The sequence below is a fragment of the Streptomyces sp. NPDC020747 genome (assembly GCF_044334695.1).
Taxonomy (GTDB): Bacteria; Actinomycetota; Actinomycetes; order Streptomycetales; family Streptomycetaceae; genus Streptomyces.
In genome coordinates, this window is record NZ_JBIRTJ010000005.1 from 336102 (window position 1) to 357122 (window position 21021).

18 protein-coding genes and 2 pseudogenes are annotated in these 21021 nt (G+C 69.6%); 10 read left to right on the plus strand and 10 right to left on the minus strand.

Features of this window, described 5'->3' with window-relative positions; translation table 11 throughout:
* Positions 1 to 4 precede the first annotated feature (4 nt).
* Positions 5 to 460, plus strand: coding sequence for an ATP-binding protein (locus ACH4YP_RS16660; protein WP_398490978.1), 456 nt, complete (start codon positions 5 to 7; stop codon positions 458 to 460).
* A gap of 199 nt (positions 461 to 659) precedes the next feature.
* On the opposite strand, the gene ACH4YP_RS16665 is transcribed toward ACH4YP_RS16660, so the two are convergent.
* From ACH4YP_RS16665 to ACH4YP_RS16680, 4 genes are all read right to left on the minus strand, one after another.
* Positions 660 to 1460 carry a sugar phosphate isomerase/epimerase family protein gene (locus ACH4YP_RS16665; RefSeq protein ID WP_398490979.1) on the minus strand — a complete coding sequence of 267 codons (801 nt, stop codon included), beginning with the start codon at positions 1458 to 1460 and terminating at the stop codon, positions 660 to 662.
* A 94-nt stretch (positions 1461 to 1554) separates the two neighbouring features.
* Positions 1555 to 1977, minus strand: coding sequence for an arsenate reductase ArsC (locus tag ACH4YP_RS16670; RefSeq protein ID WP_398490980.1), 423 nt, complete (start codon positions 1975 to 1977; stop codon positions 1555 to 1557).
* Complete coding sequence (gene arsB / locus ACH4YP_RS16675) at positions 1970 to 3085, minus strand: ACR3 family arsenite efflux transporter (protein ID WP_398490981.1); 1116 nt, start codon at positions 3083 to 3085, stop codon at positions 1970 to 1972. The genes ACH4YP_RS16670 and arsB overlap by 8 nt, the downstream gene beginning before the upstream one ends.
* Positions 3082 to 3486: an ArsR/SmtB family transcription factor gene (locus tag ACH4YP_RS16680; protein WP_398490982.1), complete on the minus strand. Its 405-nt coding sequence runs from the start codon at positions 3484 to 3486 to the stop codon at positions 3082 to 3084. The genes arsB and ACH4YP_RS16680 overlap by 4 nt, the downstream gene beginning before the upstream one ends.
* 106 nt (positions 3487 to 3592) lie before the next feature.
* On the opposite strand from ACH4YP_RS16680, the gene arsM reads away from it, so the two are divergent.
* On the plus strand, positions 3593 to 4459 hold the full coding sequence (gene arsM / locus ACH4YP_RS16685) for an arsenite methyltransferase (protein WP_398490983.1): 867 nt from the start codon (positions 3593 to 3595) through the stop codon (positions 4457 to 4459).
* Between the two features lie 82 nt (positions 4460 to 4541).
* Here the strand turns inward: arsM and ACH4YP_RS16690 are convergent, their stop codons facing one another.
* Positions 4542 to 5465, minus strand: a complete 924-nt coding sequence (locus ACH4YP_RS16690; RefSeq protein ID WP_398490984.1) for a recombinase family protein — start codon at positions 5463 to 5465, stop codon at positions 4542 to 4544.
* A gap of 279 nt (positions 5466 to 5744) precedes the next feature.
* Positions 5745 to 6095: a putative quinol monooxygenase gene (locus ACH4YP_RS16695; RefSeq protein WP_398490985.1), complete on the minus strand. Its 351-nt coding sequence runs from the start codon at positions 6093 to 6095 to the stop codon at positions 5745 to 5747.
* Positions 6096 to 6254: 159 nt separating this feature from the next.
* On the opposite strand from ACH4YP_RS16695, the gene ACH4YP_RS16700 reads away from it, so the two are divergent.
* Positions 6255 to 6629 (plus strand): MerR family transcriptional regulator, encoded by a 375-nt coding sequence (locus tag ACH4YP_RS16700; protein ID WP_361073346.1) that lies wholly within the window; start codon positions 6255 to 6257, stop codon positions 6627 to 6629.
* A 36-nt stretch (positions 6630 to 6665) separates the two neighbouring features.
* On the opposite strand, the pseudogene ACH4YP_RS16705 reads toward ACH4YP_RS16700, so the two are convergent.
* Positions 6666 to 6979: pseudogene (locus ACH4YP_RS16705) on the minus strand (Tn3 family transposase); the annotation flags it as partial.
* Positions 6980 to 7113: 134 nt separating this feature from the next.
* On the opposite strand from ACH4YP_RS16705, the pseudogene ACH4YP_RS16710 reads away from it, so the two are divergent.
* Both ACH4YP_RS16710 and ACH4YP_RS16715 read left to right on the plus strand, forming a co-directional pair.
* Positions 7114 to 7723 (plus strand): annotated as a pseudogene (locus ACH4YP_RS16710) (DUF4158 domain-containing protein); the annotation flags it as partial.
* A 658-nt stretch (positions 7724 to 8381) separates the two neighbouring features.
* Positions 8382 to 8918, plus strand: a complete 537-nt coding sequence (locus tag ACH4YP_RS16715; protein WP_361059072.1) for a hypothetical protein — start codon at positions 8382 to 8384, stop codon at positions 8916 to 8918.
* 2 nt (positions 8919 to 8920) lie between these two features.
* On the opposite strand, the gene ACH4YP_RS16720 is transcribed toward ACH4YP_RS16715, so the two are convergent.
* The gene (locus ACH4YP_RS16720) at positions 8921 to 9049 is read right to left on the minus strand and encodes a hypothetical protein (RefSeq protein WP_398491083.1); all 129 of its coding nucleotides are present in this window, start codon (positions 9047 to 9049) and stop codon (positions 8921 to 8923) included.
* Between the two features lie 175 nt (positions 9050 to 9224).
* The gene (locus ACH4YP_RS16725; protein ID WP_398490986.1) at positions 9225 to 10160 is read right to left on the minus strand and encodes a GNAT family N-acetyltransferase; all 936 of its coding nucleotides are present in this window, start codon (positions 10158 to 10160) and stop codon (positions 9225 to 9227) included.
* Between the two features lie 162 nt (positions 10161 to 10322).
* Here ACH4YP_RS16725 and ACH4YP_RS16730 point away from each other — a divergent pair, with 162 nt between their 5' ends.
* Entirely contained in the window at positions 10323 to 11159 is an 837-nt protein-coding gene (locus ACH4YP_RS16730) for an aldo/keto reductase (protein WP_398490987.1), read from the plus strand.
* 457 nt (positions 11160 to 11616) lie between these two features.
* Here the strand turns inward: ACH4YP_RS16730 and ACH4YP_RS16735 are convergent, their stop codons facing one another.
* Entirely contained in the window at positions 11617 to 12669 is a 1053-nt protein-coding gene (locus ACH4YP_RS16735) for a LacI family DNA-binding transcriptional regulator (RefSeq protein ID WP_361059080.1), read from the minus strand.
* 399 nt (positions 12670 to 13068) lie between these two features.
* Between ACH4YP_RS16735 and ACH4YP_RS16740 the strand changes: the two genes are divergently transcribed.
* The 4 genes from ACH4YP_RS16740 (at position 13069) to ACH4YP_RS16755 (ending at position 21000) form a co-directional block, all read left to right on the plus strand.
* On the plus strand, positions 13069 to 14226 hold the full coding sequence (locus ACH4YP_RS16740; protein ID WP_361059082.1) for a Gfo/Idh/MocA family oxidoreductase: 1158 nt from the start codon (positions 13069 to 13071) through the stop codon (positions 14224 to 14226).
* The gene (locus ACH4YP_RS16745; protein WP_398490988.1) at positions 14223 to 15401 is read left to right on the plus strand and encodes a dihydrodipicolinate synthase family protein; all 1179 of its coding nucleotides are present in this window, start codon (positions 14223 to 14225) and stop codon (positions 15399 to 15401) included. Before ACH4YP_RS16740 ends, ACH4YP_RS16745 begins: the two co-directional genes overlap by 4 nt.
* A gap of 56 nt (positions 15402 to 15457) precedes the next feature.
* On the plus strand, positions 15458 to 16255 hold the full coding sequence (locus ACH4YP_RS16750; RefSeq protein WP_398491079.1) for a sugar phosphate isomerase/epimerase family protein: 798 nt from the start codon (positions 15458 to 15460) through the stop codon (positions 16253 to 16255).
* A gap of 488 nt (positions 16256 to 16743) precedes the next feature.
* Positions 16744 to 21000, plus strand: a complete 4257-nt coding sequence (locus tag ACH4YP_RS16755) for a LamG-like jellyroll fold domain-containing protein (protein WP_398490989.1) — start codon at positions 16744 to 16746, stop codon at positions 20998 to 21000.
* Positions 21001 to 21021: the final 21 nt, after the last annotated feature.

The window sequence follows — 21021 nt, forward strand, 5'->3', positions numbered from 1 at the left end:
TCCTGTGAACACAGAAAGTGACGGAGTAAACCTCCGGGTCCGTCGAGACCTCCGAGACGCCCGCGACCTCCGGGTCCGGACCTGGCGGCGCAGGCTCACCCCGGCGACCCGTTCCGTGCCGGAGGCTCGCCGCGGGGCCAGGTCAGTACTCACGGAATGGCGGATCCCGACCGACGCGGCCGAGGCGATCGAGCTGATCGTCTCGGAGCTGTCGACGAACGCGGTACGCCACGCCCGCGTCCCCGACCGCTTCTTCGAGGTGGCGCTCACCTACGACGGCGAGAAGGCGGTCGAGGTGGAGGTCTCCGACGCCTCGCCCCGCCTCCCGGAACTCCAAGTCCCGCCCCTGGACGCGGAGTCGGGCCGAGGCCTGCCCCTGGTGGCGGCCCTGGCGGAGAGCTGGGAGCTGAGAGGCAGAGTGGTCGGCAAGACGGTATGGGCGAGGGTGCTCACACAGTAGGCGCGCACCTCCGTGGGTGCCCCCGGCCATGGGCGGATGCCGTTGGCGATCCGGCAGGCGGCTGACAAGTGGTGCGAGAGTCCCAGCGACACGCCGTGCGCGCGGCGTGTCGCTGGGACTGTGCCGACACTTGGCTCTTGCTCCGCGGGATTCGGCAACGGCGTCATGGGCGCCCCGGGGGTTCCGTAGGCGCGGGGGCCTACGCCGACTCGTTCAGCAGTCGCGCCAAGTGCTCCCGGCCCGCTCCCAACAACCCCTCCAGCGGGGGCGCGGCCTCGTACCACCGCTTCTCGTACTCCCAGCACAGCCAGCCGTCCCAGCCCTCGCGGGAGAGGAGTTCGACGCACTCGGTGAGGGGGAGGACGCCCGTGCCGAGCGGCAGCGGGGTGGTGTCGTCGGCGGAGGCGATGTCCTTGACCTGGATGTAGCCGAGGTGCGGGGAGAGCGCGGCGAAGGTGGACGGGGGCTGTTCGCCGCCGAGCCAGGTGTGCATGACGTCCCACAGGGCACCGGCCTGGCGGTGGCCGACCAGGCCGAGGACGCGGATCGCGTCGGCGCCCGTGCGGTGCGAGTCGTGGGTCTCAAGAAGGATGCGTACGCCCAGGTCGGCGGCGCACTCGGCGGCCGTGCCCAGGCGCCGGGCGGCCGTGGCATCGGCCTCCTCGGGGCTCTGGTCGGGGCTGCCGCCAGGGAAGACGCGGATGAAGGGGGCCCCGAGGTCCCGGGCCAGTTCGAGGAGCTCGCGGATCTCGGCGATCACGGGGCCGTCGTCGCCCGGCGCCGCGACGCGCGCGTATCCGGAGAGGCCCAGGATCTCGATGCCCGCGGCCTTGAACTCGGCCGCCACGTCGGCCCGTTCGGCGAGGCCGATGCCGGGGTGGACCGGCTCCTCGGGATGAGCGCGCAGCTCGACGCCGTGATAGCCGTGCGTGGCGGCGAGCCGCACCACGTCGCTGATCGGGAGTCCGGGAACGCCGAGGGTGGAGAAGGCCAGCTTCATGAGGCGGACCCTACCCGCCACTCGTCTTCTGTCACTCGCGGCGGTCGAGCAGAGGCCGAGCAGAGGTCGAGCAGAGGTCGAGCGGAGGTTGTGGTCAGACGGGCTCGGGCAGCAGTGTGGCGATCAGCCCGCGGACGCGCCGCTCGATCTCGTCCCGGATGGGCCGGACCGCCTCGACGCCCTGTCCGGCGGGATCGTCGAGGTTCCAGTCGAGGTACCGCTTGCCGGGGAAGACGGGGCAGGTGTCGCCGCAGCCCATAGTGATCACGACGTCGGACGCCCGTACGGCCTCGACGGTCAGGACCTTCGGAGTCTCGGCGGACACGTCGATGCCGGCTTCCGCCATCGCGGCGACCGCGGCCGGGTTCACGGCGTCGGCCGGTGCCGACCCGGCGGAGCGCACCTCGATCCGGTCCCCGGCGAGGTGGGTGAGGAAGGCGGCGGCCATCTGGGAGCGGCCCGCGTTGTGGACGCACACGAACAGCACCGACGGCTTCGCGGCGGGAGAGTCAGACACGGGCGGAACCTTCCGGTGAGGCGGCCGGGTCGGCCACCGGTGCGGGCTCGGGGAAGTAGCGGCGGGCGGCGAGGGCCACGGAGACGAGGCCGATGAGGACGGGGACCTCGATGAGGGGGCCGACGACTCCGGCGAGGGCCTGGCCGGAGGCGGCGCCGAAGGTGGCGATGGCGACCGCGATGGCGAGTTCGAAGTTGTTGCCCGCGGCGGTGAACGCGAGCGTCGTCGCCTTCGGGTGGTCCAGGCCGACCGCACGGCCGACGGCCATGGCCCCGGCCCACATCAGCGCGAAGTACACCAGCAGCGGCAGCGCGATCCGGACGACGTCGAGGGGCTTGGAGGTGATGGCGTCGCCCTGGAGGGCGAACAGCACGACGATCGTGAACAGCAGCCCGTACAGGGCGAAAGGCCCGATGCGCGGGATCAGTTCGGTCTCGTACCAGGTGCGGCCCTTGGCCCTCTCGCCCAGGCGGCGGGTCAGGAACCCGGCCAGCAGCGGGATGCCGAGGAAGATCAGCACGGAGCGGGCGATCTCCCACACGGACACGTCGAGCGCGGTCTGCTCCAGGCCGAGCAGGCCGGGCAGCGTGTCCAGGTAGAACCAGCCGAGCGCGGCGAACGCGAACACCTGGAACACGGAGTTCAGGGCGACGAGGACGGCGGCGGCTTCGCGGTCGCCGCCGGCCAGGTCGTTCCAGATGACGACCATCGCGATGCAGCGAGCCAGACCGACGATGATCAGGCCGGTGCGGTACTCGGGCAGGTCCGGCAGGAACAGCCAGGCTAGGGCGAACATCAGGGCCGGGCCGACGATCCAGTTCAGGACCAAGGACGGGATCAGGAGGCGGCGGTCGCGGGTGACGGTGCCGAGGCGGTCGTAACGGACCTTGGCGAGGACCGGGTACATCATCACGAGCAGGCCGAGCGCGATCGGCAGGGACACCCCGGTGACGGTGACCTTCGCGAGCGCGTCGCCCAGACCGGGAACGAGACGGCCCAGCCCGAGGCCGGCGGCCATCGCGGCGAGGATCCACACGGCGAGGAAGCGGTCCAGGAACGACAGCCGCCCGGCCACCGGACCCGTCGCCACGGTGGTCGTGTCGCTCACGAGGCGGCCCCGGCGGGTTCGGCGGCGGGGGCGGTCGGGCGGGTGAGGACGGCGGCGAGCTTGTCCGTGGTCTCGGGCAGCAGCCGGTAGTAGACCCACGTGCCCCGCCGCTCGGAGTCGATCAGCCCGGCCTGCTTCAGCAGCTTGAGGTGGTGGGAGATCGTCGGCTGCGACAGGTCGAACGCCGGGGTGAGGTCGCAGACGCAGATCTCCCCGCCGTTCTCCCCGCCGTCCCGCGAGGCGATCATCGACAGCAGCCGCAGCCGCACCGGATCCCCCAGGGCCTTGAACACCTTCGCCAGGCCCGTGGCCGTCTCCTCGTCCAAGGGGGTGGTCAGCAGGGTCGGGCAGCAGTCGTCGACCGTGTCCTGGCCGAGCACCACAAGCTCTTGTTTCGACATGCTTCTATGTTGACGTTTTTCGATCCAAGGCGCAAGGTTGAATCGAAGAACGTGAATCCAGCGATGTCCGGGCCCCGCCAGGCCCTGCACCTGAGGAGTGAAGGTCATGACCGAGCAGTCCACCGATCTGCGCGAGACCGTCCGCCGGCGCTACGCCGCGGCGGCGGTCCAGGTCACCGAGGGCGGCAACGCCTGCTGCGGACCGGCCGCGATCGAGGTCGACGAAAACTTCGGCTCCGCCCTCTACACCGGCGGCGAGCGCGACACGCTGCCGGCCGAGGCCGTCGCCGCCTCGCTCGGCTGCGGCAACCCCACCGCGGTCGCCGACCTGCACGAGGGGGACCGGGTCCTGGACCTCGGCTCCGGCGGCGGCATCGACGTACTTCTCTCCGCCCGTCGTGTCGGCCCGACCGGCAAGGCGTACGGGCTGGACATGACCGAGGAGATGCTCGCCCTGGCGCTGGCCAACCAGCGGAAGGCCGGTGCGACGAACGTCGAGTTCCTCAAGGGCACCATCGAGGACATCCCCCTCCCGGCGGCGACGATCGACGTGGTGATCTCCAACTGCGTCGTCAACCTGTCCACCGACAAGCAGGCGGTCTTCACCGAGACCTACCGGGTCCTGGTGCCCGGCGGCCGGATCGGGATCTCCGACGTCGTCGCCGACGACACCCTCACCTCCGCCCAGCGGGCCGAACGCGGCGACCACGTGGGCTGCATCGCGGGCGCCCTGTCCTTCACCGAATACCGCGCGGGACTCGAAGCGGCCGGGTTCAGGGAGATCGAGATCACCGCGACGCACGGCGTCGCGGACGGGATGCACTCCGCCATCGTCCGGGCCGCCAAGCCCCGGGAGACCGGCACCAGTACGGCGGCCGGCGCGACCACGACCGCGACCGCCGGGTGCTGCGGGGGCACCGCCTGCTGCACCCCCGCTGAGGAGGCCGGCGGGCGCGGGCGGCGCCACCGGTAGGGGCGGGGGCTGGTCGCGCCGTTCCTCGCGCCCCTGAAGCGGCCTCGGGGAACATCGGTACAGCGGTTGGCGCTGAGAACGATCATGGCCAGGGCGTGAGTGCGCTGACCCGGTTCTCGTACTCGCGGCGGGCCTCGCGCTGGGCCGGGACTGCGGGGAGGCCCTGGTCGCCGTCGAGCGGCCGGCAGCGGGCGAGGAGCTGGCGGTGGACGGCCGGGGTGGTGCTGACGCGCAGGGTGTAGCCCTGGCCGCGCCGTACGGTGACCCCCTGGTCGAGCGCGGCCCGCTCGGCGGGTTCCAGGTCGGCCGCGTGGAGGAAGTCGGCGACCTCGCCGGGCATGTCGAGGGTGACCGGCAGCTCCGGGGCGGGCGCGTCCTTCTCGACGGCGGTGTGGTCGGGTAGAAGGTCGGCGACGGCTGTGCGGATCGCGCCGCGGCTGACGCCGTGGTCGTGGGCGAGCGCGGCGATGGAGCGGTTCTCCAGGTACGCAGTGCGGACGGCGCCGGTCTTGTCTCCCGCCACAGCGGGGCGGCGTCCGCCCTTGCTGCCCTTGGCCTCGGCGGCCCGCAGCCCGTCGTAGGTCAGCTCGCGCTGGAGGTCGCGTTGGAGGTCGCCGGCGGCGGCGAGGGTCTGCACCATGAACTTCACGGTGGACAGCAGCTCGCCGGTGCGCGCGTGGCGGGCGGTGAGGTCCATCGCGGAGAACGCGCCGTCGTGGATGCGCAGCGCGAGGCGGTCGCGGTGGAGGACGTCGAGCACGTCGAGGATGTGCCCCGTGCCGCGCACGAGGCGGAACATCTCGGAGATGTGCACGGTGTCGCCCGCCCGCGCGTAGGTGAGCAGTTCGCGGAACTTCGAGCGCTGGAGGGGATGGAGGCGGCTGGAGGTACCCGGGGCCTCCTCGAAGACGACCGGGTCCTCGATGCCTGTCTCGTCCAGGACGAGGTCCTGCCGGACGGTCGACTGCTGATCGGTCGAGACCCGCTTGTAGACCAGGTTCGTCACCGAGGACCCCTTCCGTACGGAGGAACGGACCCTGTCTGTCGTCAAACCCTGTCATCGATCAGCATCGGATCTGATTGGATTCGCGCCGCCGCGAACCCCCGGATTGCAGGGGTTCATTGGACGCGTCGGCTGCCTGTCGTCAAACGATCCTCTGCCGACAGGCGGCCCGCAGCGTGGACCGGCCAGCAGCCATACCTCTGCCCGCGTGCCGCGCCATCGCGGACGGCGATCCGGATGCGGCCGGCCCCGCGTGGCGCGGGGCCGGCCGTGTGCCGTGGGTCAGGAGAGGGGGTGCAGCCAGTGGGCCTCCAGTTCCCCCTCGACCAGGTCCGCGATGGCGGCGAAGTACGTCTGCATGAACGGCTGCGAAACGTGCGCCAGCAGGTGGGCGCCGGAGGACCAGCGCTCGTAGAAGGCGAAGGCGCCCGGCTGGTCCGGCGTGGTGTGCACCACGTACTGCTCGCATCCGTCCTCCTTCCGGGTGAGGCCGATGATCGCCTGGATCTCGCCCAGCATCCGGCCCTCCCCGCCCGCCTTGGCCCGGGCGTATCCATATACCGCGACTGGCGTGTCCGAGGCGAGGATGGCGGCAGGGATGAGGCCGTCGGGTGTCGTGTCGTCAGTGCTCATGAGGTCCTACTCCGTCATGGTCGGTTCCGCCGGTGCTGATGGCCGGCTACCGGAGTGTAAAAGTTGACGTTAACGTCAAAGGCAAGTCGGGTGACGAACCCCGGGACGGCCCGACAGCAACCGGGACCCAGCGGCATGCGGAGCAGAGGGAGCGACGGGATGCGAATCGGCGAGGTGGCATCGGCCGCGGGAGTGAGCACGCGGGCGCTGCGCTACTACGAGCAGCAGCAGCTCATCGCGTCGAGCCGCAGCACAGGCGGGCAGCGCCTCTACACCCCGGACACGGTCGAGCGAGTGCGGTGGATCCAGCTCCTCTACGCTGCCGGGCTGAGCAGCCGGACGATCGTGGAGTTCCTGCCGTGCGTGCACACCGGTATCGCCGGCCCGGAGATGATCGCCCGGCTTCGCGCGGAGCGGGACCGCCTCGACGATCACATGCGGGACCTTGCCGCCACGCGAGCCCGACTGGACTCTGTCCTCGCCGCCGCCGAGTTCGGCGCGACACGGCCGGCCGACGAGGCCGCGGGGGTCTGAGGCTCGACCAGCACGCGCACGCCTTGGCCCGGTGCCCAGGCCGAGGACGCCGAGCTGGTCCTCCATGCCGTCGCGGTACGCCTGGTGGATGGTGCCGCGCTTGCTGTGGCAGACGTCGCGGGCGAGCTTGTGGCGGGACTCCTGCACGGTGAGCTGCCGGTTCACTGGCGGCGGTAGGTGTCGTCGACCGGGTCGATCACGCGGAGCAGGTGTTCGGTCTTGGCGATACGCCCGCACTCGGCGAACGCCCGCCCCAGCGGGGCGGGGCGTCCCTCGCGGCCGAACACGCGCAGCAGGTCGTAGGCGCGGACCTGGTTGGTGACCAGGGAACCGGCGACCTTCAGCATGTCCGGCCTTGGGGACCAAGGGAACAGCCATTGGCGCTAAGCACTTGATCTTGGCCGTTTAGCGCACATGATCGGCTCGTCGGGGGTGTTCGGCGGAAGGTCCACGGTCGCTCGCCGCGGCTGGTCACGTCCGCGATATGCCCGTGGAATTTTTGACTGATGAGCAGGCCACCGCGTTCGGATCGTTCACGGATGAGCCGACGAGACCTGAGCTGTAACGGTTCTTCTTCCTCGATGACGAGGACCGGAAGCTGATCGCGAAGCGGCGTGGTGACCAAAATCGCCTCGGCTTCGCTCTCCAGATGTGCACGGTGAGGTACATCGGGCTGTTCCTGGAGGACCCCTCGGCCGTGCCGTGGCCGGTGGTGGAGCACCTGGCCGCGCAGCTGGAGACCGAGGATGCGTCCCAGATCAAGCGGTACACCGAGCGGCAGATGACGGCGTACGAGCACGCGTGGGAGATACGCGAGGCGTACGGCTACTACCAGTACGAGGACCACGGTCAGGGCCGGAAGTTCCGGTCGTTCCTGCACGGGCGGGCGTGGACGGCGCACGCCGAGGGGCCGAAGGCCCTGTTCGATCATTCGGTGGGCTGGCTGCGCCGCAACCGCGTGCTGCTGCCTGGGGTGAGCGTGCTGGCCCGGGAGGTCGCCGAGGTCCGCGGAATCGCGGAGGAACGGCTGCACGCCACGGTCGCCAAGGGAGGTCCGGCGGGCGGACGCGGCGCTGCCCGGGGACCTGGCATCCCCGCCCGGGAGGTCTTCGCGTACATCGGGTGCCGGCACTCCACGCAGGTGATCGGCGCGGGCGGCTTCACCTTCCACCCTGCTCCCCACGCCTGCCCGCAGCCGAGATCCGGCAGATGTGCGAAGACGGTCCCCCAACTCGCGTGCACAGCCCAACTCGCGTGCACAGCCTGAAACGCCATCGGCCCCCCTCATGGTCGATACTCAGCGAAGAGTGTGCAGGCGACCACTGACAGTCAGCATTGGCAGAATCGGACGGACTCCCGCTCCCCGCCGGGAAATTCGACGACCGGCCACTCAGGGCCATGGGTCTCACGGAGCGTCACTCTCATAAATGGTCATCTGTGGGAGTTCCGAGAACGGCTCCTGAGTGATCAGGTTTCCGCAGGTCGCCGCTCGCGAAAGCCCTCTCGAAACCCGCACGTTGTGCGAGGCACTTCCGAGGGAATTCCCGCATGGATCTCACGCCCGATCAGGCAGCAATTGCGGTAGAGGGAGCGTCACGACTGCGCGAAATGTGACGCGCCCGCCGGCAGCGCCTGCCGCACCCGGGGCGGGAAGACCGCCGCCAAATACCACACCCCCCGCTTCGTCCTCGTCCCCGCACTTCGCGAGGAACTGGAGATCCCCGTCCCCGCCGACCGGCACCCGGGCCGCGCGTGGAAGCAGGGCCCCGCGCTCTCGAACTCCTCACCGGGCCGCTCACCGGGATCTACGACCCCGACGGCATGGGCGCGATGTTCTTCGCCGTGCTCGCCGTCGCAGGGCAGATCGAGCGCAACTACATCCGGGAGAAGACCCTCGAAGGACAGGTCATCGCCGCGTCCAAGGGCAACCACGGCGGACGGCCGAAGGTCATCGACGACGACATGCTCACCTTCGCCATCGCGCTGAAGGACAAAGGCGACCCCGTCCCCGACATCGCGAAGAAGCTCACCATCACGGTCGGGAAGAGCGCGGGCAAGAACCCCTCGGTCGCCTCGCTCTACCGGGCGCCGGCCGAAGTCGAAGGCGCCGCAGTGGACGACAGTCTGCCGCTGCGGCCCAAGCCCGCCCGTATCCGCCGGGCCGAGGACCCGCTCACCGCCGAGGAGATCGACCTGCGCGATCGGCTCCAGTCCCAGCCCCACCCGAACGCCGAAATGCGGTGGGGCGTCCTCACCTCGGCGGCCCAGGGAACAAGATCAAGTACTTAGCGCTAATGGCTGTTCCGTTGGTCCCCAAGGCCGGTGTCCGGCCAGTGCGTGATCACCTTGTTCAGGTTCACGCGGTTGCGGGCCAGGTCCTCCAGCACTGGCGAACGTCCCGTACGCCTCAGCCTGCTCATCAGTCAGAAACTCCACCGGCACGAGCGGACCGTAGCCAGCACCGGTGCCCGCCCGGCGATCTTTCCGCGAACCCCAGCGGGGCCTCCAGCCGGTGTGCTGGCTGACCATGATCGTTCTCAGCGCCAACCGCTGTACCGATGTCCCCCGAGGCCGTAAAGGATCGCGCGCCTCAGCTCAGCCCGCGCTGTGCAGGTCCAGGCGCCAGTCCTGGCCGTTGAGGTCGGTGCCGAAGGAGCGATGCGGCTTCTCGTCGACGAGGACGAAGCCGTGGCGCTGGTAGATGTGACGGGCAGCGGACAGGACGTCGTTCGTCCACAGGGCCATCTCCCGGTAGCCGACACCGCGTGCGAACTCGACGCAGGCGCCCACCAGTTGATCGCCGATGCCGAGGCCGCGCGCGTCCGGTTCGACGAGCAGGAGGCGCAGCCGGGCGGCACCGGGCGCCTCGTCCCGTACACACATCACGCAGCCGACCGGTCGGCCGTCGAGCTCCGCGATCCACACCCGCTCCAGGTGCGGGTCGTGGTCCTCGGCGAAGTCGGCGACGATCCGGGCGACGAGGCCCTCGTAGTCGGTGTTGAAGCCGTACTCGGAGGCGTAGAGCGCGGCGTTGCGCTGCACGATCCAGCCGAGGTCGCCGGGGCCCGGCTCGCGCAGCAGTACGTCCTCCCGACGCGGCGGCCGCCGGCTCGCGTCCGAGAGGATCTCGCGGATGTCCCGCATGGCATCGGCGAGCCGCGGCCGGTCCTCCGGCGGCACGGTGGAGAGCAGCGAGCCGACGGCGTCCCGCGAGCGCTCGTTCAGCAGGTCGGCGGTCTCCCGCCCGCTGGCCGTGAGCGTGATCCGGCGCCGCCGGGTGTCCTTCTCCGACGGTGCCCGCTCGATCAGCCCGTCCTTCTCGAACTTCGTGAGCAGTCGGCTCAAGTAGCCGGAATCCAGACAGAGTTCACCGCGGAGGTCGGCCGCGTCCGTACGGGGCGAGTGGGCGAGTTCGTACAGCACGCGGGACTCCGTGAGCGTGTACGGGGCGTGGAGCTGGCGGCTGTAGTCGAGCGCGCCGATGAGGTTCGTGTAGAAGCGGTTGAAAGCACGGATCTCTTGAATGGTCATGACGTCCGGCACCTGCCTTTGACACCTGCCTTGGGGCTCATACCTCGGACTGGATAGCTGACTCAGTCAGAGATTATGCCCGCTGTGGGCAGTGGTCGCACGGGTTTTTCCGGTCTCCGCGCGCTGTTAGCGTGGCCGTTCGAACGAGGGGGAGACTCGTATATGACGACGACCACATCGAGTACGTTCCGGATCGGCGGGGACCTGGAGGTGGGGCGGCTCGGTTTCGGGGCGATGCACCTGCCCACCGAGCCGGCCGACGCGCGCGAGGCGGCGATCGCGGTGGCCCGGCGGGCCGTCGAACTCGGAGTGACACTGATCGACACGGCGTACATGTACGGCGGCGGCGCCAACGAGGAACTCCTCGCCGAAGCGCTGTACCCGTACGCGGACGGGCTGTTGGTCACCACCAAGATCGGCCTCGAACGGTCGGCGGCCTCGGGTGAGTGGGAGCTGAACGGCCGCCCGGAGGTCCTGCGGACCCAGGTCGACAAGGCCCTGCGCCGCCTCCGTATGGAACGCATCGAACTCCTGCAACTGCACCGCATCGACCCGGCGACACCGCTCGCCGACCAACTGGGCGCGCTGCGGGACCTCCGGGACGAGGGCAAGGTGGGCCGGATCGGCCTGTCCGAGGTGACGGTCGACGAACTCGACCAGGCGCGGCAGACCGTGGACATCGCGAGCGTCCAGAACCGCTACAACCTGCTAGACCGCGAGCACGAGCCGGTGTTGGCTGCCTGCGAGGCGGCGGGTATCGCGTTCCTGCCGTGGCGGACCGTGGCGTGGGGTACGTCGGGGGACAGGGCCGAGATCGCAGCGGTCGCGACCGAACTCGACGCCACACCCACGCAGGTGGCCCTCGCCTGGCTCCTCACCCACTCACCAGCCATCCTGCCGATCCCCGGCACGGCCCGCCTCCCCCACCTGGAAGAGAACATCGCGGCCGGAGCGCTCCGCCTCAGCCCGGGGCAACTGGCTCGCTTGGACGCGATGTAGCGTCCCGCAGGAGGGCGGAGTCTTGGCTACGGGTGAGCGGGGGCTGAGCGCGCAGTTCCCCGCGCCCCTAAAAGACTGCGCCGTTCCCCGCGCCCCTGAAGGACATGACGCCTGAGGTTGGTGCGCAAGCGAGATCGGTGCCCAAGCGAGCCTCCTCGTGGGTCCGTGGGCTCATGGGCTGAGCGCACAGTTGCCCGCACCCCTGAAGCGGCGTAGCACTCCTGCAAGTTGCCCCACCGGGCGGCAGCCGCCCTCCGGACGAAGGGGTCGTGTCGGGGTTTCCGATCGCAGCACGACCTCCCGAGGGCACCCAATAGGCAGGGGATGACACAGCTGCGATCGGATGCCCCGTCGCGGCCCCGACCCACGACGAACGGCAGGCGCATCTTTAGGGGCGCGGGGAACTGCGCAACCAGCACCCAAGCGCACCCGCACCCAACACGGCAACACACCAACCTCAGGAGTTCTTCGGCGCCCCCGTAGACCCCCGCACCATCAACTCCCCCCGAATCGTGGCGATCCCCCCAGGCGGCGCCTCCTCCCGCCCCATGGCGATCCGCCCGGCCCGCGTCCCCGCCTCCGCCAACGGCAACCGCACAGTCGTCAGCGCAGGCACCGCGTCAACACTGAAGGGAAGATCGTCGAACCCCACAACGGACACGTCATCCGGAATCCGCAACCCAGAGTCCCGCAGAGCGGCACACGCCCCAAGAGCAACCGTGTCATTCGCGGCGACAACAGCCGTCAACTCCGGGTCCCGACGCAGCAGTTCGAGCGTCGCCTCGTACCCGGCCCGCCGGTCGTACCGCCCATGCACAGTCCGCGCGGCCTCGTCCGGAATGCCGTGCGCCGCAAGCGCGTCCCGATGCCCCTCCAGCCGATGCCGCGTAGTCGTACGCTCCTCGGGCCCCGCGATGTACCCCATACGCAGATGCCCGAGCTCGATCAGATGCTCGGTGAGCCGCCGCCCGCCACCCCGGTTGTCGAAGGTGAGCGCCACCGCGTCGGTGTCGGCCGGCGCGGGCGGCCGACCGCACAGCACGATCCGCGTCCCGGCCGCCGCGAGCTTGCGCAGCTTCGTCGCCACGGCCTCCGCGTGCGCGGTGTTCTCCACGGCTCCGCCGGTCAGCACGACCGCCGCGGCCCGCTGCCGCTGGAGCAGCGTGAGGTACGTGAGCTCCCGTTCGGCGGAACCGCCGGTGTTGCACACAACGGCGAGCCGCTCCCCGCCGGCCCGGCCCCCCGGCCCCCCGATCTCGCCCTGGATCGCCCCCGCCATGATCCCGAAGAACGGGTCGGCGATGTCGTTGACCAGGATCCCGACCAGGTCGGAAGTCGCCGCGGCGAGCGCGCTCGCGGGGCCGTTCAGTACGTAGTCCAGCTCGTCCACGGCCCGCAGCACCCGCTCACGGGTGGAGGCGGCCACGGGATAGTTCCCGTTCAGCACGCGCGACACCGTCGCGGGCGAGACCTGCGCGCGGGCCGCCACGTCCGCCAGGGTCACCGTCATCTTCGTCGTCCTCCGGTCGCGCATCTCGTCGTACGTCCTCGTACACCGTTCCGTGCCAAGCCCCGCACACGCGGGCGTTCCAATGCCCCCGCATGCCCCGCATGCCCCGCATGCCCCGCATGCCCCGCACGCGCGGGGCGTGCCATGCCCCTGTACACACAGGCGCACGGGCACACCGGCACGGTTCCGTGCAGACCCTATGGCCGAAACCCCCAGTTGTTCGCCCCCTCGAACAACTCATCCCCGTCACGGTCTTGTCCAGACCGCTCCTCAGAGGCTAGCTTCTCTACACATAGAAAGCGCTTGCTGTGACGCTCACCAGTTCACCAGGGTGCACCGGACGTACCGGGGTCCACCTGTGGGGCGTACGCGGCGCGGGACGCGTACGAAGGGAATGACGTGACACGCAAGACGGTGCGCATCGCGATGAACGGTGTGACGGGGCGCATGGGCTACCGCCAGCACCTCGTCCGCTCGATCCTCGCCCTGCGCGAACAGGGCGGTCTCGACCTCGGCGACGGCACCGTGCTGTGGCCCGAGCCGGTCCTCGTCGGCCGCCGCGAGCACGCCCTGAAGGCACTCGCGGAGCAGCACGGCCTGGACCCGGAGAACATCTCCACGGACGTCGACGCGGTCCTCGCCGACCCGACCGTCGAGATCTACTTCGACGCCCAGGTCACCTCGGCCCGCGAGGAGGCGATCAGGAAGGCGATCGCGGCGGGCAAGCACATCTACACCGAGAAGCCGACCGCGACGGGCCTGGACGGCGCCCTGGAACTGGCCCGGCTGGCCACCGCCGCCGGCATCAAGCACGGCGTGGTCCAGGACAAGCTCTTCCTCCCGGGCCTGCTCAAGCTGAAGCGGCTCATCGACGGCGGCTTCTTCGGCCGCATCCTCTCCATCCGCGGAGAGTTCGGCTACTGGGTCTTCGAGGGCGACTGGCAGTCGGCCCAGCGCCCGTCCTGGAATTACCGCTCCGAGGACGGCGGTGGCATCGTTGTCGACATGTTCCCGCACTGGGAGTACGTCCTCCACGAGCTGTTCGGCCGTGTGAAGTCCGTACAGGCCCTGACCGCCACACACATCCCGCAGCGCTGGGACGAGCAGGACAAGCCGTACGACGCCACGGCCGACGACGCCGCCTACGGAGTCTTCGAGCTCGAAGGCGGAGCCATCGCCCAGATCAACTCCTCCTGGGCCGTCCGCGTCAACCGCGACGAGCTCGTCGAGTTCCAGGTCGACGGCACCGAGGGCTCGGCCGTCGCGGGCCTGCGCAACTGCCGTGTCCAGCACCGCAGTTCGACCCCCAAGCCGGTCTGGAACCCCGACATCCCGGCCACCTACTCCTTCCGCGACCAGTGGCAGGAGATCCCCGACAACGCCGAGTTCGACAACGGCTTCAAGGCCCAGTGGGAGCTGTTCCTCAGGCACGTCTACGCCGACGCGCCCTACCACTGGGACCTGCTGGCCGGCGCCCGTGGCGTCCAGCTCGCCGAACTGGGCCTGAAGTCCTCGGCCGAGGGCCGCCGCTTCGACGTACCGGAGATCGCACTGTGACGAACGGGCACATCCAACTACCCGACGCGGACGGCTTGTTGCGCGCCTACACGCCCCGCACCGAACCCCTGCCCCTCACCACCGGCTCCCCCTTCACCTCCCGTACGGTCTACTCGGCGGCCCACGTGGTCGCCGACCCGTACGCCGACACCACCCCCGACTCCCCGGCCGCCGTCGACTGGGACGCCACCCTCGCCTTCCGCCGCCACCTGTGGTCCCACGGGCTCGGCGTCGCGGAGGCCATGGACACCGCCCAGCGCGGGATGGGGCTCGACTGGGCGGGCGCGGCCGAGCTGATCCGCCGTTCGTCGGCCGAGGCGAAGGCGGTCGGCGGGCTGATCGCCTGCGGCGTCGGCACGGACCAGTTGCCGGTCACCGAGGTCGGCTACCCGTACAGCCTGGACGAGGTGCGGGCCGCGTACGAGGAGCAGCTGGCCCTCGTCGAGGAGTCCGGCTCGCGGGCCATCCTCATGGCCTCGCGGGCGCTGGCCGCCATCGCCAAGGGGCCCGAGGACTACCTGGAGGTCTACGGCCACCTGCTCCGCCAGGCCGCCGAGCCGGTGATCCTGCACTGGCTGGGCCCGATGTTCGACCCGGCGCTCGAAGGCTACTGGGGCAGCACCGACCTCGACGCCGCCACCAGCACCTTCCTGGAGGTCATCGCCGCCCACCCCGACAAGGTCGACGGCATCAAGGTCTCCCTCCTCGACGCCCAGCGCGAGATCGACCTGCGCCGCAAGCTCCCGGACGGGGTGCGCTGCTACACCGGCGACGACTTCAACTACCCCGAGCTGATCGCGGGCGACGACCAGGGCTTCAGCCACGCCCTGCTCGGCATCTTCGACCCGCTGGGTCCGCTGGCCGCCGAGGCCGTACGGGTCCTCGACACCGGCAACACCGGCGGCTTCCGTGAACTCCTCGACCCCACCGTCGAGTTGTCCCGCCACCTGTTCCAGACCCCGACCCGTTTCTACAAGACGGGCGTGGTCTTCCTGGCCTGGCTCGCGGGCCACCAGGAGCACTTCACGATGGTCGGCGGCCTCCAGGCGGCCCGCTCGCTGCCGCACTTCGCCCGCGCGTACGAACTCGCCGACGGCCTGGGCCTGTTCCCGGACCCCGCACTCGCGGAAGCCCGCATGAAGAACCTGCTCTCCCTGTACGGAGTGAACCAGTGAGCACGAGCAGTACGAGCAGCCACCTCGGCGACCTCTCCCGCTTCAGCATCAACCAGATGACGGTCAAGCAGCTGTCGATGCCCGAACTGGTCGACACCTGCCTGGAGTTGGGCGTCCCCGGCGTCGGCCTGTGGCGTGCGCCGGTCGAGACGTACGGCCTGGAGGAGACGGCCAAGCTGGTCCGCGACGCGGGTCTGGCCGTCACCACCCTCTGCCGAGGCGGCTTCTTCACGGCCATCGACCCGGCCGAGCGCGCCGAGGCCCTGGCCGACAACCGCCGCGCCATCGACGAGGCGGCCACTCTGGGCACGGACACGCTCGTCCTCGTCTCGGGAGGTCTTCCGGCGGGCTCGAAGGACCTCCACGGCGCGAGGGAGCGCATCGCGGACGCGCTGGGGGAGTTGGGTCCGTACGCGGCGGCCAACGGGGTCCGGCTGGCCATCGAGCCGCTCCACCCGATGTACGCCTCGGACCGCTGTGTGGTCTCGACCCTCACCCAGGCCCTCGACCTCGCGGAACGCTTCCCCGCGAACCAGGTCGGCGTCGCGGTCGACACGTACCACATCTGGTGGGACGACCAGGCGCCCGCGCAGATCGCCCGCGCGGGTGCCGGCGACCGCATCCACACCTTCCAACTCGCCGACTGGACAACCCCGTTGCCCGAGGGCGTCCTGAACGGCCGGGGCCAGATCGGCGACGGCTCGATCGACATGCGCGAGTGGAAGGCGTACGTGGAGGCGGCCGGCTACACCGGACCCATCGAAGTCGAGCTGTTCAACGACGGGTTGTGGGCCAGGGACGGCCGCGAGGTGCTCACAGAGACGGCGGCCCGGTTCGTGGAACACGCGGCCTGACGCCCGTTCGCCTGTGACGGATCACCCGTGACGGTTCGCCTGTGCGCGCCCGTTCGGCGGTCAGGCAGACCGATGCGTCCTGTGCTGCACGCAACTTGGCCGCGCTGCGTTCGGAGCGTGTGAAGCGCCCCACTCTCTGCGGGTGGAATGTCTCCCGCTCTCGGCCTGGGCCCATGACAGGCTGAGCGCGGGAGGCGCGGGCGCCGACCGGGCGATGCGACGTCGGGAGTTGTTCACGGCCGAGCGCGCCGCAGGATCGCGCCCTCAGATGTGAGAGCCCGCGCCCGCGACATGCGCACGGTGTGATCTCGCGGTCGCCGTACGGTTACGGAATTGATCGATTTACCCGCACAACCTTCTGTCGATGTGCCCAACATCACTCGGATCGCAGGAACTTGGCGCAAGTATGTCCGACTCTCGGCGTTGACTCCATCCAGGCCGGTGGCGTTGGTTACTCGAGGAAACTATGAGCATGTTGTGGGGGGAATATGGCGGGGTTGTGGTTCCGGTCTCGGGGCGGAAGCAGAGCCATCGGAGCTTTGCTCGGGGCGGCGCTGGCTGTCGGGGTTGTGGCGCCGGTCGATGGGGCATCGGCGGCAGTGCCTACCGCGGCGACGTCCACAAATGCAGCGGACGAGACGACTGTTCACTCCGAGGCGGATGCCCTGGCGAAGGCCAAGAGGTCCGGTGAGCCGGTGGAGGTCACCGCCCTGCGGGGCGAGAGCAGCGAGGTCTTCGCGACCCCTGAGGGGGATCTGGAGGCCCGCGAGTATCTGCGTCCGGTGTGGGCGCGTACAGGCGGCGGCTGGAAGCACGTGGATACGGACTTGGTGGCGACCGGGGAGGGGATGGTCGCCGCCAGGTCGACGACGGTGAACGTCGAGTTCTCCGGCGGCGGTGACAAGGCGCCGCTGGTGCGCATGGAGCGCGCGGGGCGGAAGTTGAGCCTGTCGTGGCCGACCTCGCTGCCGAAGCCGGAGCTGTCGGGGGCGGTGGCGACGTACCCGTCGGTGCTCCCGGATGTCGATCTGCGCATGACGGCACAGGAGGACGGCTTCAGTCAGCTGCTGGTGGTGAAGTCCGCTGAGGGCGCGGCCAGTTCGGAGCTCGCCGAGTTGCGGCTCAAGCTCGCCGCCGACGGCATGGACGTCAAGGAGACTTCCGAGGGCGGCTTGCAGGCTGTCGATGCGGGCGCGAAGGGTGCCGTGTTCGAGGCACCGAAGCCGATGATGTGGGACTCCAGCTCCGGCGAGACCGCTGCCGTGAAGACGCTGAAGTCGTCGTTGGCGGCGGACGGCGCGGACGGCGCGGACGGCGAACCTGGCGCCGGCGAGTCAGGGAAGCTCGCGCCGGTGGGCGTCGAGGTGCCGTCCGGTCAGAACGAGTTGGTGCTGACCCCGGACACGGACGTGTTGAAGGGCGAGGACACCAAGTACCCCGTGTTCATCGACCCGCAGTGGTACTCCCCTCGGGCTTCGGCCTGGACGATGGCGTCGAAGTACTGGGCTTCCTCACCCCAGTGGAAGTTCAACGGCGACTCGGACGCCGGCATGGGCTACTGCAACTGGAACTACTGCCAGCCGCACGACACCAAGCGGCTCTTCTACCGCATCCCGGTGTCGAAGTTCGCGGGCAAGTCGATCCTGTCGGCAGAGTTCGTGGTGCGGAACACCTGGTCGGCTTCTTGCTCGGACCGCAGCGTGGAGTTGTGGGAGACCAAGGGGATCTCCTCGTCCACGACGTGGAATTCGCAGAACGCGTCCGGGTTCTGGGTCAAGCAGCTGGCGTCGAAGTCGTTCGCGTACGGCTACTCGGGCTGTAGCGCCAAGGACGCGGAGTTCAACGTGAAGTCGGCGGTGCAGTCGGCCGCCAACAGCAAGGACTCCACCATGACCTTCGGCCTGCGGGCCGCCGGCGAGTCCGACGGCAATGCCTGGAAGCGGTTTTCCGACAAGGCGTACCTGCGGGTGAAGTACAACCGGCCGCCGACGCAGATCAAGATGTCGCAGCTGACCATGGAGTACGGCGGCACCTGCAAGAAGCCCTCCAGCGCGGCGCGTGTCCGTACCCAGGGCAAGATCTACGCGAACAACGTCACCGACCCCGACGGCGACAGCCTTTCGGTCCAGTTCCAGGCGAAGTGGGACGGCGGCTCGTGGAGTCCGGCGAAGACCTCGTCCAAGAAGTCCGGTTCCACGTTCGCGATCAGCCTGCCGTCGTCGATCCCTGAGAACAAGACGGTCAACTGGTACGCCCGCTCCTACGACGGGGCGCAGTACTCGCCGTGGTCGTACGCGGGTGATCCGAGTGCGTGCTACTTCGTGTACGACACGAAGGTGCCCAAGGCTCCGGCGATCAGCTCGGGCGAGTACCCGGCCTCGGAGCCGGACAACCCGGATGACCCGTGGTACGACGGCGTTGGCCGCTACGGGTCGTTCGAGATGAAGGCTGCCGAGAGCGACGTGACGACGTACTGGTACGGCGTCAACGGCGACCCCTCCTCGAAGAACAAGGTCACCACGTCGGGCGGCGCTGCCAAGATCGCGAAGGTGCTTCCGGCGAAGCCCGGGGTGAACTTCTTCACCGCGCAGGCATTTGACTCGGCCGGCAACGGCAGCGAGATCCGCACCTACCAGTACCGCGTGAAGTCCGGCCAGCCCGAGCGCGCCACCTGGCAGTTGGACGAGTCTGCCGGGGCGAGCGAGGCCAAGGGCTCGACTCCGCCCCGTAATCTGACCGTGAACGGCGGTGTCACGCCAGGCGTGGCCGGCGTGCAGGACACGGCGGTGCAGTTCAACGGCACAGACGGTTACGCCGCCACCGACCTCCCGGCGGTCAACACCAGTGGCGGGTTCGCGGTGTCGGCATGGGTGAAGCTGGACAGGATCCCGGACAAGACCGCCGATGTGGCGGTGGCGCCCGGCAACAACGCCCCCGGCTTCGAGCTGTACTACTCCACCACTTACGGCTGGTCCTTCAACCAGTACAGGTCCGACGACGGTTCCGGCGGCCTGGTCCGCGCAGACCAGGGCGACACCAGCAAGGTGACCGCCGGAACATGGACGCACCTGGTCGGCTCGTACTCCTCGACCAATGACCTGCTGCAGTTGTTCGTGGACGGCAAGCTGGCCGAATCGGTGGTCCACAGCACGCCGTGGGAGGCCCGCCGGGGTCTGCAGGTCGGTGGCAAGAACTTCACTGGGACGGCTCTGTCGTTCTTCCCCGGGACGATCGACTCGCTCCAGTTGTTCGACAAGCCGCTGGCCCAGGACGAGGTCGACAAGCTGCACGTCAAGCAGACGGTGGGTGACCCGGGCCGCCCGGCGATCGCGGTCTTCGACCTCGACGAGCCCGCGGACGCCACCGAGATCACCGGACACGGCGGGGTGCTGCCCGTCAAGTACAACGGCACGGTGACCACCGGGGTGGACGGCATCGCGGGCAAGGCCGCACGCTTCGACGGCTCCAGCGGCTACGCGAAGATCGGCCAGACCAGCGGTCCGCATGTGAACACCTCGCGTGCCTTTACCGTCTCGGCGTGGGCGAAACTGGACAAGAAGCCCACCGGTGCTGCGGTGATCGCCGCGCAGGCGGGCAAGGACCGGCCCGGCTTCGAGCTGTACTACTCGGCCGCGTACGACCGTTGGGCGTTCAACCAGTACTCGGCGGATGCCGCCGATGCCACGCCGGTGCGGGCCATGCAGGCCGATGGTGTGACGGCGCGCGCTGGGGAATGGGTGCACCTGGTGGGTGTCCATGACCCGGTGGCGGACACGCTCACCCTGTACGTCAACGGCGTTAGGGCCGGGTCGACAAAGCTGGCCGGAGCGTTCTACGCGGACCAGTCGATGTACATCGGAGGCAGCAACTACAGCGGTGTCATGGACGCTTACTTCCCCGGCACGATCGACGACGTACGCCTGCTGGACCGGTCGGTGTCGGCCGAGGAGATCCAGCAGATGTTCCAGCAGCGGCCGTTGGTGACCGGCCGGTGGATGTTCGAGGAGACCTCCGGCACCAGCCCGGTGACTACTGCGGACGCGGCGGGCACCGGTAACAAGCTGACCCTCAACGGCGGTGCGACCAAGTCGGACATGGGCTTCATCGACTTCGGTGCGATGGAGTTGAACGGCACCACCGGTTACGCCAGCGCGGATCGGGTGCCGGTCGACACCTCGGGCAGCTTTACGCTCACCGCGTGGGCGCAGGCCGCGGCCATGCCCGACGGTGCGGTCGCCCTGACGAGCGCAGAAGGCGGCAACCAGAGTGCGTTCGCGGTGCGTTACGTGCCCGATGCCACCGATCCCGAGGCGAACCCGGGGCGTTGGCAGTTGACGGTGGCCAACAGCGACAGCAGCGGCGCCACTCTGGCCGAGGTCAACAACGGCGAGTTCTACGACGCCCGTGAATGGAACCACCTGGCCCTGGTCTACGACGGCTTCGCCAAGGAAGCACGCCTGTACGTCAACGGCGGTCTGGCGGAAGTGGCCTGCACCGACGCCGACGGTGACGGGGAGAGCGACAGCTCGACCTGCGCCGACCTGGTGCCGTGGGCGGAGAATGCTCTGTCCTTCAAGGCCGCCTCGTTGCAGGTGGGCCGCGAGGGCACCGGCAGCCGGGCGGGCCACTACTTCCCCGGTCTGGTCGACGACGTGTGGACCTTCCAGGGCGCGCTGAGCGATGCCCAGGTCGAAAAGCTGGCGATCAGCTGGTTCGACGTACCCACTGAGGTTCCGGGCGGCTGACCGCCTTGATGCGGGGCGCTG

Excerpts from the sequence above, each read along its gene's own strand:
- ACH4YP_RS16735 (WP_361059080.1), bottom strand. The coding sequence starts at position 12,669 with ATGACGGTGACCCTGGCGGACGTGGCGGCCCGCGCGCAGGTCTCGCCC.
- ACH4YP_RS16665 (WP_398490979.1), bottom strand. The coding sequence starts at position 1,460 with ATGAAGCTGGCCTTCTCCACCCTCGGCGTTCCCGGACTCCCGATCAGC.
- ACH4YP_RS16750 (WP_398491079.1), top strand. The coding sequence starts at position 15,458 with ATGACGGTCAAGCAGCTGTCGATGCCCGAACTGGTCGACACCTGCCTG.
- arsM (WP_398490983.1), top strand. The coding sequence starts at position 3,593 with ATGACCGAGCAGTCCACCGATCTGCGCGAGACCGTCCGCCGGCGCTAC.
- ACH4YP_RS16720 (WP_398491083.1), bottom strand. The coding sequence starts at position 9,049 with ATGAGCAGGCTGAGGCGTACGGGACGTTCGCCAGTGCTGGAGGACCTG.
- ACH4YP_RS16700 (WP_361073346.1), top strand. The coding sequence starts at position 6,255 with ATGCGAATCGGCGAGGTGGCATCGGCCGCGGGAGTGAGCACGCGGGCG.
- ACH4YP_RS16680 (WP_398490982.1), bottom strand. The coding sequence starts at position 3,486 with ATGTCGAAACAAGAGCTTGTGGTGCTCGGCCAGGACACGGTCGACGAC.
- ACH4YP_RS16725 (WP_398490986.1), bottom strand. The coding sequence starts at position 10,160 with ATGACCATTCAAGAGATCCGTGCTTTCAACCGCTTCTACACGAACCTC.
- ACH4YP_RS16730 (WP_398490987.1), top strand. The coding sequence starts at position 10,323 with ATGACGACGACCACATCGAGTACGTTCCGGATCGGCGGGGACCTGGAG.
- ACH4YP_RS16695 (WP_398490985.1), bottom strand. The coding sequence starts at position 6,095 with ATGAGCACTGACGACACGACACCCGACGGCCTCATCCCTGCCGCCATC.
- ACH4YP_RS16755 (WP_398490989.1), top strand. The coding sequence starts at position 16,744 with ATGGCGGGGTTGTGGTTCCGGTCTCGGGGCGGAAGCAGAGCCATCGGA.